This window comes from Filifactor sp. (assembly GCF_057248345.1).
The window spans coordinates 1-7,803 of sequence record NZ_DBHIIC010000057.1; the positions used below are offsets into that span (position 1 = coordinate 1).

Below are 7,803 nucleotides of genomic sequence, written 5' to 3' on the forward strand. Positions count from 1 at the left end.
GAAGTCACACCATGACACTGTTTGACTACCATATGAAATTACACTACTCTCAAACTAGCGAGGACACACTAACATGGCGAGGTGCGTTTGACTACCATATGAAATTACACTACTCTCAAACGTATATCAAACTATATAACAATATGAAATGGTTTGACTACCATATGAAATTACACTACTCTCAAACAATTAATCTCAGATATGGAATTTTTTCTGAGTTTGACTACCATATGAAATTACACTACTCTCAAACAAATCTTATGCCCAAATTTCCAGAAATCCTGTTTGACTACCATATGAAATTACACTACTCTCAAACTAGTCAGAGTAGAAGTCACACCATGACACTGTTTGACTACCATATGAAATTACACTACTCTCAAACGGCGTGAAAATCATCGTTCTTATTTCCCGAGTTTGACTACCATATGAAATTACACTACTCTCAAACCCTCTCAATCCCACATAATCACATCATAGTGTTTGACTACCATATGAAATTACACTACTCTCAAACCAGCCTGAGGCACTTGCTTCGATAGGATTTGTTTGACTACCATATGAAATTACACTACTCTCAAACGAACCTATTTCCGTTATATACGTCCCTATAGTTTGACTACCATATGAAATTACACTACTCTCAAACCATATAAAATCAAATCAAATTCAAACTGGTGTTTGACTACCATATGAAATTACACTACTCTCAAACAGTATGAAAAATGTTAAATTGATTATTAGTGTTTGACTACCATATGAAATTACACTACTCTCAAACGCGGTCCGATTATCACAGGCATAACGTCAAGTTTGACTACCATATGAAATTACACTACTCTCAAACAAATGGTGGTTTTAAGATACTATAAATCAAGTTTGACTACCATATGAAATTACACTACTCTCAAACTATCGTCTATTGTAACAATAGCTTTGCCGTGTTTGACTACCATATGAAATTACACTACTCTCAAACAGTAATGTTTATGGGTAAAGATAACCAACAGTTTGACTACCATATGAAATTACACTACTCTCAAACTTTTAAAAGGTGTATCAGAACCAACTTTATGTTTGACTACCATATGAAATTACACTACTCTCAAACACCATAGGACAATGATTATATACTTCAACAGTTTGACTACCATATGAAATTACACTACTCTCAAACTTTATGTTCCTCTAAATATATTTTAGATATGTTTGACTACCATATGAAATTACACTACTCTCAAACTTGGGATTACATCTAAAGGCAAGTTAAAGAGTTTGACTACCATATGAAATTACACTACTCTCAAACCCTTTGCAACTACAGTTAAAAATCTAACATGTTTGACTACCATATGAAATTACACTACTCTCAAACTTACAAAAGAATCCGGCAGTAAGTTTTATAGTTTGACTACCATATGAAATTACACTACTCTCAAACTAGCCCGACACACTTGCTTCAATTGGATTTGTTTGACTACCATATGAAATTACACTACTCTCAAACTACTTTTGTGATAGCTCCACAAAGTTATATGTTTGACTACCATATGAAATTACACTACTCTCAAACCTCAACACATTTACGGTGCGGAGTATTCGGTTTGACTACCATATGAAATTACACTACTCTCAAACAAACACAAGAAAGATTTGAAAATCAATTAAGTTTGACTACCATATGAAATTACACTACTCTCAAACTGGGAGAAATCCAAGTGGCAAACAGCACAAGTTTGACTACCATATGAAATTACACTACTCTCAAACTTATTTGTTATCATATTAGTTAGTTATTTTGTTTGACTACCATATGAAATTACACTACTCTCAAACCAAGGGGAGCGGATTACGAGGTGCTAAATGGTTTGACTACCATATGAAATTACACTACTCTCAAACTACAGGTGTAGGTGCGGTGAATGCAGGACTGTTTGACTACCATATGAAATTACACTACTCTCAAACCTCAATTTGAAAATAAACGCCACTACTACGCCTGCATTCCATATGGTAGTTTCTTTATATTTCGCATAAATCTATATCTATTATAGTTTGTTTCTTAGGACTTTCCAAGTCAATTTGATGACTTTCCACAAACAAAAATAATATTTTTTGTGAGAATTGATGTTGCCTCAAATATTCGAAATCTATCTTTGTTAAAAAGCCTGAACATCCTACCAAAATAAAGATATTCTTATGTAATAATTCAAACATTGTTTTGCTATAATCAATCAATCGTTCAACAAATCGTCCTTCTTCCTCTTTCAACCGGATATCCATCAATTTCAAAATATTCTCTGCTTCAACATAATCAATATACTCTATATCATATTCCAACTCTAAAGATATTTTAGAACATAAAGATACAAGGCTACCGGAAATATCAATAAAGTTTTCTGCCAAATAGGAATCTTGAACCTTTTCTAAAACATACTCCAGTAGTTTTTTCTGAATTTCCTTTGTATGATACGAAATACTCATCGGAGAAAATAAAATATCTACTTGTTTGGCAAAATTTATTTTCTCAAACTTTTCAAAAATAGAAACATCCTCTGTTATTTTTTGTTTTGCAGAATGGATTGACAAAACAAAATCTTCCAACTTAACAGGATTCTCTATCACTAAAAAGTTTAATCTTTCTTCTTCTAATTCAATATCCATATTCAAGTCATAGTACACTAAGTTCACAAAATCACCAACCTATCATCTGAATCTACAACATTACTTCGCTTCTCTCCACACAGATATTCCATCTTTGCAAATTGTTTCTCTGTCACCATAATCATTTGAACCAGTCCTGATTTAGGTTTATGCTTTCGGATAGAACTTAACACGGAACTTGCTACAGTTTGGTTTAATACTAATTTACAATAGACGCTTTCCTGCATCATCAAAAAACCTTTTTTTATTAAAAATTTTCGAAAATCTCGATAGTCTCTTTTATCTTCTAAGGTAATTGTAGGCAAATCAAAAAATACTATAATTCTCATATATCTATAACTCATAGGTATAAAATTTGATATATGAAGTATCTTCATAATGTAATGCTTCAAAAATGCTTTTGCAATATAACTTAATAGCATTGTTGACATAAGACACCTTACTATCAATTCTTACTTCTCCATTTAAGATACTTACTAATTCATATTTATTGTGGCTATCGAAATTTTCTAAATTTAAAGTGAGGACTTTGCGATCTACTAGAATACGAAACGGTTCCATCAAATCGGAAGCTAAATTAAACGAATTAAAGCGACTGCTATGCCATAATCCAATCTGTGTCAAATAACCGTTAGACACAATTTCACGATTAAAACAGGACAATAAGATATTGTATCCGTAATTTAAGGCAGCATTAATTGTATTTTCATCATTTCTTGTAAAGTCAATCCCAAACATTGTATTAAAATATACTTTTGCAGCATGGCCTTCACGATTATTTTGGTCACCCGGTTCCATTTCTTCAATATAAGTTTTTAACAATTCGGCTCTGTCAAAGTGTTGATATTCTTCCAAAAGTTCCATCTGATTTTTTATTTTTTCTTTTACGATTTTCGTCCAAACAAGTTGTTTGATTTCATCACTCCAACTCACTTGTTCTCTTACTTTCAAACTTGTGTCGTGGCTTCCATGATAAGGTAACAGTTCTGACTGTGGATTATGATTGGCATCGCAGAATATAATTTTGACTTTATTTTTCACTAATTCAGAAATCAGCGTTGTTGTCAAGGAGACTCTCGTAGACTCAATCATCAAAAAGCCAATATCCGGAATATAGACTCGGTCTGTCTCATCCTGCTTACGGACTACAAGATAATCCATCTTGTAGTCCAGTTTCGCATGACCTGTAATAATTACTTCTCTCCAACTCATAGCTCTCTCCTATTTTCATATAATAATGGATTCACATTGCACCTCATTTCTATTCGTTGCATAGAGCCATAATTTATAATTTACCTTTGCTCATAGTTGCGTACTATATCACAAAATTTGTCCAAAAATTGTCCTTAATAAAATATGTAAAAGAGAGGGAATATCCCTCTCTTATTTAATTACAACAGCCTTTTCTTTTTCGTTCCATTCAACAGTTTTTCCCAGTAATTCTGTGATTTCTCGAATGGATACATAATTAGTATCCTTTTCCTCAAAACCATCTAATTTGACTGTTTTCCCATTGATTTTTACATTTACCATCTTTCCTACCCTCCCATCTTTTTTTCCCTTTTCTCCTAACTCTTTAAATCTTCTTGCATATTTGAAAATATCTGTTTTTTCAATCGTGATTCCATTTCTACTGTAATTACAATGGATCCAGTATCCTAATCCCAAATAAATTCCGATATGATTTGTTCTTTTACCTAGGTTTGATGGATTTTCCATTATCCCAATGTCGCCAGGCAACAGATTTTCACGATTTATCGGTATGGAATTCTCAAACTGATGGTATGTTCCGTCAGGAATATTCACTCCTGCAGATAGGTAGCAGTATCTTACAAAGCCACTACAATCCAAACTTTTTGGAATAGATGGTGGAATTGCCTTTGCTCCTAATTTGTAGGTTACCTCTTTGCCTTTCAACATTTTAGCAGTTTGAACGATTTTTTCTCTCTTATTCATTTTTCTGCTCCTTTTTGTTATTTTATCTTAATTTTTTTGTTATCAATATGCAGAAACGATACATTTTGTATCGATTTCTTATATTATTATTGGTTTTCAGGCATATTTGCTACTGCAATATCAATAATCTGTCCAATAATATCCTTGTCCATTTTCACACCACATTTTGTATAAATTTCGTCAATTGCTTTAGTTATAGCCTCTTTTCTTTTCTCTGTAGAGGATTTATCAGCTTTTTCGAGTCCTTGTACAATCCCCATACAGATCCCCATAATCATTTTTACCTTAGTATCCTTAAACATTGTCCCGCCCAGCAATAGAGCCAATTTAACCTCATCATAATAACTAAACTTGATTCCTTTTCTTTTCATTGCGATTAAAACACCGCAAAATAACACAACAATACATACTCCATAAACCATGTTCATATCAAACAAGTTATTCATTATAATCATTCTCCTTTTCTATTTTCTTTTTCTTGATTCCAGCTAAACTCCATAGTTCAACTGTTGTGAACGCAAAAAAAGCACTAATTAAAGTGCTTGGTTCGTTACCTGTATGATTGAATACATATAGTATTGCTATAGTAAAAAGTACATTTAATGCAATTATACAAGCAACAATATACTTGCTATAATTCTTTTTTTTCATCACTGCTCCTCTCTAATTTCTAAAGCGAATACTTCCGCTTCCATTTTACTTTTTACAACACCATCACTCCCCCCGCCGACTGCATAATATTTTTGTAAGCACAATTGAAAATTGTCAAGTTGTGAAGGTGTAACATACCCTTGATTCTTGTACTGCAGATAAGCCTTTGTAATTTTATCGTGCAAGGAAGTCCGTCTATAGTCCCGACTTTCGTTAGTGATAATAATTAAATCTCTTTTTACCTCTCTGACCTCATCCGTCAGAACTTCGATAGACTGAATTAAATCATCTCTTTTTTGAAACTCCCCATGAAACCACACTGTATTTTTATAGACAGATAATAATAGTTTACAAAGATACACGATAGCTACAATTCCGATGATTAGTTGATAGACAGATAGATCACCTGTCACACTTTTTAATTCATTCATAAACATTACCCCTTTTATTTTTTGTCATAATACATTTCAAACAACAATTTTTTCTGATATGGTTCTAAATCCAGTGAATTGATATATCGGAATGTTTGAGCCTTTTTTGAGTAAGGACCTTTTGTAATCGGATTTCCTTTTCTGTTTAATGGAACTCTCATATTTTCTCTTACTTCTTCAACTGTCAGATAATCGTCAATGGATATTCCGTTTTCAACCAATGCACTATATGACTTCTTTTTGTTGTCAAAGTCAGCTTTTAAGATAGCGATTGTTTTTTCATCACTCAAACCTAATTCAGATAGAGCTTTTAATTTATGCGATTTCCCTTTTTCGTTATCAGGTAAAGAACCGACCACTCCTTTATATTGCAAATAATCATTCACACCTACAGAATCAGCTTTTTCAATCCATCCTTTTGGTGTGTAAGAAGTTCCAAACTCCTTAGCAATTTCAGACTTTGCCTTTTGATTAGCGTAATCATACACGTTATAAATCATCTTTTCTTTTTCTTCATCACTTGCTTTTTTGTAGCTTTGAGAAGAAAAAAGAGAATCCAATAGATCTTTTCTGTACGTTCCGCTTGTTTTCAAAAACTGTGTTCTTTGCTTTGAATTAAAGGTATATGTTTCGCCATCTATTGTAACTTCATTTGCCTTGTCAATCTGTGGCGGCAGTACATCTGTGTTGCCGGTTTTCTTATACAGACGGAATATTTCCTCTTCTCTTGTTCCTCTTTTTGTGTTGGAGTAGTATCCGGGAGAAATCATATTTTGAAGTAATCTTTTTGACCAAGTATCCCCCTCTTGTAACATCTCTTGCCCCCATACATCAATTTTAGGTTGTAATACATGCGGTGGAGCAAACGGAACTTTAGACACAATTTGATTGAATGTTTGTTGCATAACCTTAGCATTGCCTTTTCGTGGAGATGAAGTATCATATCTTGTAGCATCCTTTGTTCTGTTAAATTGTCCAAATAAAGTAGGTACATATTGTCCCGCATATTGACTTGCGGCATTACTCAAAAAATCAAACACAAAACCGCCATCATTTGAACTGTAGCTCTTCATTGTTCTTGTTAGTCCTTGAACCATACTCATACTAAATACCGGATCCGATACATTCCCAATAACATCAAGTGCAGTACCAAGAGAATTTACAATATCAAAATTTTTCTTGTCATTTTCTTTGTTCAATTCTTCAAAAGCCTCTACCCCTACAAAAAGAGGTAAAGCAGTTGGAGATACCCAGTCAATCGTATAACTGTGATTTCCAATATTCACAGAATAATTCTGTTGGCCCGTAAGTTTAGAAAAAGCCTTTTCTTTTTCCTTTTCTTCATCTCCTCTACCCTTTAATACGCCAAAGTGAGCCAAAGCATATCCAAGACCAACAAGAGTAGTTCCTGTTAATCCTGCCGAAATTCTGTCACATAAATCCGTTCCTGTAATTTCACCAGCTTTTAACTGTTTCACACCCATAGTTAAAGAATCCATCAGTCCGATAGGAGAATATTCCACACCTCTTTTTAACACGTTAATAGGAGTCTTTTTGAAGGGAATAATAGCTTCAACCGCAAACCTTCCGATTGCTTTGTTTCTTGCTTGCGATAAACTATCGTTCTTGCTTGCTTTGAATTGTCTTGTGAGCCAGTTAGCAATAGCACTCTCATCCCGATATGTCGCTTTTTGTGCTTCAATTGTTGCGTATCTTCGTGCATTATCAATAATCGTGTTGCCCTCTTTTATATTTCCGTTGAAATCTATAACATCAGACAAAGCTACGCCATTTGCCTTTAGGTATCCAGCAAAAGAATTAGCATACACTTTTTTGATAAAGAAATTATCCTCTTTTTCCAACCATTCAAAGTTAAATTCTCTTATCGGTTCTAAAAATGCATTCCATCCGCTAAAAATTTTACGATTATACATCATCTTAGAATCGGCGTACTTACTTTCACCTTTGATAGTACTTTCGTTTAAGTCATAATCATATTTGCCTAACTCAATCAATCCTTTGTCTTTATAAGTTAAAAAAGACTTTGTTTTTTCACCTTTAATAAAAGCCGATTCCAAACCTCTTGCAATCTGATTTTTCA

8 protein-coding genes and 1 CRISPR repeat array are annotated in these 7,803 nt (G+C 33.4%); all 8 genes read right to left on the reverse strand.

The genetic code is table 11. From position 1 onward, the window contains the following. Positions 1-19 precede the first annotated feature (19 nt). Positions 20-1,968: direct repeats of the CRISPR family, unit length 36 nt; unit sequence GTTTGACTACCATATGAAATTACACTACTCTCAAAC. 54 nt (positions 1,969-2,022) lie between these two features. Beyond that, positions 2,023-2,691 (reverse strand): type II-A CRISPR-associated protein Csn2, encoded by a 669-nt coding sequence (gene csn2, locus ACO5GE_RS07475; protein ID WP_484830295.1) that lies wholly within the window; start codon positions 2,689-2,691, stop codon positions 2,023-2,025. Next, positions 2,688-2,993, reverse strand: a complete 306-nt coding sequence (cas2, locus tag ACO5GE_RS07480; RefSeq protein ID WP_014262092.1) for a CRISPR-associated endonuclease Cas2 — start codon at positions 2,991-2,993, stop codon at positions 2,688-2,690. The genes csn2 and cas2 overlap by 4 nt, the downstream gene beginning before the upstream one ends. 4 nt (positions 2,994-2,997) lie before the next feature. Then, positions 2,998-3,876: a type II CRISPR-associated endonuclease Cas1 gene (cas1, locus tag ACO5GE_RS07485; protein WP_484830296.1), complete on the reverse strand. Its 879-nt coding sequence runs from the start codon at positions 3,874-3,876 to the stop codon at positions 2,998-3,000. Between the two features lie 171 nt (positions 3,877-4,047). Next, the gene (locus ACO5GE_RS07490; RefSeq protein ID WP_484830297.1) at positions 4,048-4,620 is read right to left on the reverse strand and encodes an NlpC/P60 family protein; all 573 of its coding nucleotides are present in this window, start codon (positions 4,618-4,620) and stop codon (positions 4,048-4,050) included. Between the two features lie 86 nt (positions 4,621-4,706). Next, complete coding sequence (locus tag ACO5GE_RS07495; RefSeq protein ID WP_484830298.1) at positions 4,707-5,066, reverse strand: hypothetical protein; 360 nt, start codon at positions 5,064-5,066, stop codon at positions 4,707-4,709. Beyond that, positions 5,059-5,271, reverse strand: a complete 213-nt coding sequence (locus ACO5GE_RS07500; protein WP_484830299.1) for a hypothetical protein — start codon at positions 5,269-5,271, stop codon at positions 5,059-5,061. The genes ACO5GE_RS07495 and ACO5GE_RS07500 overlap by 8 nt, the downstream gene beginning before the upstream one ends. Further along, the gene (locus tag ACO5GE_RS07505) at positions 5,271-5,702 is read right to left on the reverse strand and encodes a hypothetical protein (RefSeq protein ID WP_484830300.1); all 432 of its coding nucleotides are present in this window, start codon (positions 5,700-5,702) and stop codon (positions 5,271-5,273) included. Before ACO5GE_RS07505 ends, ACO5GE_RS07500 begins: the two co-directional genes overlap by 1 nt. Before the next feature lie 14 nt (positions 5,703-5,716). Continuing rightward, a partial coding sequence (locus ACO5GE_RS07510; protein WP_484830301.1) for a hypothetical protein occupies positions 5,717-7,803 on the reverse strand: 2,087 nt, incomplete at its 5' end.